This is a genomic window from Elioraea sp. Yellowstone (assembly GCF_006704265.1).
Taxonomy (GTDB): domain Bacteria; phylum Pseudomonadota; class Alphaproteobacteria; order Acetobacterales; family Acetobacteraceae; genus Elioraea.
In genome coordinates, this window is record NZ_VIKA01000264.1 from 1 (window position 1) to 1,794 (window position 1,794).

The 1,794-nt window shown below is 75.0% G+C and carries 2 protein-coding genes; both read right to left on the reverse strand.

Annotated features, from left to right (window positions below; translation table 11 throughout):
* A partial coding sequence (locus FK498_RS18520; protein ID WP_141857155.1) for a RodZ family helix-turn-helix domain-containing protein occupies nt 1-516 on the reverse strand: 516 nt, incomplete at its 3' end.
* A 256-nt stretch (nt 517-772) separates the two neighbouring features.
* On the reverse strand, nt 773-1,794 hold a 1,022-nt coding region (locus FK498_RS18525), incomplete at its 5' end, for a putative PEP-binding protein (RefSeq protein ID WP_304598725.1).

The following is a 1,794-nucleotide window of genomic DNA, read 5'->3' on the forward strand; positions in this document are numbered from 1 at the left end:
CGCAGGGGCGGGCTCCGGCGTGATCATGGTCTCGATTCGTGCCAGGCGCTCGGGCAGGGCGGGCACCACATCCGCCAGACGCTGCCCGGTGTCGGTCAGGTAGTACCAGCCGCCGTAGAGGGCGGCGGCCAGCACGGCGCCGACGACCACCAGCGCGCCGGTCGGCACGCCCCGCTCCGGAACCGGGGCCGGGAAGGTCAGTTCGGGCTTGCGTTTCGCCGCGAGCCCCGTCTCGGCGCGGTAGCGGCGCGCCACCTCCTCCTGGTCGAGCCCCAGGGCGGCGGCATAGCTGCGTACGAAGCCGATCGCATAGGCCGGTGCCGGCAGGGCCTCGGACCGCCCGTGCTCAATCGCGTCGAGATAGTCGCGCCGGATGCGCAGCGCCGCCGAGACGTCGTTCAGCGACAGGCCGTGGCGCATCCGTGTGGCCCGCAACAGCCCGCCGACCGCCGAGGGGGCGGCCGCGGTCAGCGTCGTCGGATCCTCGATCAGCGTCGTGTGTCCGTCGTGATGCACCAGCCCGATCCTCGGCGCGCGCCACTCTCGGCGGCGGGGCCCCCGACCCGACGCCAAGCACGCTATTGTCTAACGCGACAGACGGAGGCACGCCAGCGTTAACCGTCAAAGGTTGATTTCCCGGAAATTTCGGCCCCTGCACCGCCCGCCGGCGACCGGCCTTCCCGCTGCGGTCGCCGGGGCATCGTCCTGCGGTGCCGTGGCTGGACCGGCGGGGCGATCGGCGGCTGCGCGCCGTGGCGATCTCCGCGGCGCGCTACTCCAGCGCGATGCCGTGGTCGCGCGCGTAGGCCGCGATGTCCGCGCGCAGGCTGGCCCCGCCGCGTGCCGACCGCCTGAGCCCGGCGAGGAAGGTGCGGAAGGCGCCGAGGTCGAGGCCGCGGATCATCGCCTTGACCGCCGGCACCGAGGCGGGCGGCACCGAGATCTGCGGGATGCCGACGCCGAACACGGCGAGCGCCTCGAGCGGGCGTGCGGCCGCCTCGCCGCAGAGCCCGACCGGCACGCCGGCCGCCGCCGCGGCGGCACCCACCTGCTCGAGCAGATCGAGCACCGGCGCGGAGAGGAAGTCGTAGCGTCCGGCGAGCCGCGGATTGCCGCGATCGGCGGCGAACAGGAACTGGGTGAGGTCGTTCGAGCCGACCGAGAGGAAGGCGGCCTCCTCCAGAAGCGCCGGCAGCTGCCACACCAGCGCCGGCACCTCCAGCATCGCCCCGGCCCGCACTTCCGCGGGCGCCGCGCCGCGCCGTTCCGCCGCGCGCAGCTCGGCGGCGAGCAGCGCCTTGGCCGCACGCAGCTCCTCCACCGTGGTCACCATCGGGAACATCACCGAGAGCCGCCGCCCCGCGGCCGCGCCCAGCATGGCGCGCAGCTGGCGGCGCAGCATCGCCGGCCGGTCGAGCCCGATGCGCAAGGACCGCCAGCCCATCGCCGGGTTCTCCTCCCGCTCATGCGCGAACCCGGGCAGCAGCTTGTCGCCGCCGAGATCGATGGTGCGGAACAGCACCGGCTTGTCCCCGGCCGCGGCGAGCACGTCGCGGTAGAGCGCCTCCTCGGTCTCGAGGTCCGGCAGGCCGCCGCGCGCGAGCCAGGCGATCTCGGTGCGGAACAGGCCGATCCCGTCCGCCCCCGTCGCGGCGAGGTGCGGCAAGTCCATCAGCAGCCCGGCATTGATCATCACGGTGAGCCGCACGCCGTCGCGCGTGCGCGGCTCGACCTCGCGCAGGCCCGCCTCGGCGGCGCGGCGCGCCTCGCGCGCGGCGAGGGCCGCGCGGTAGC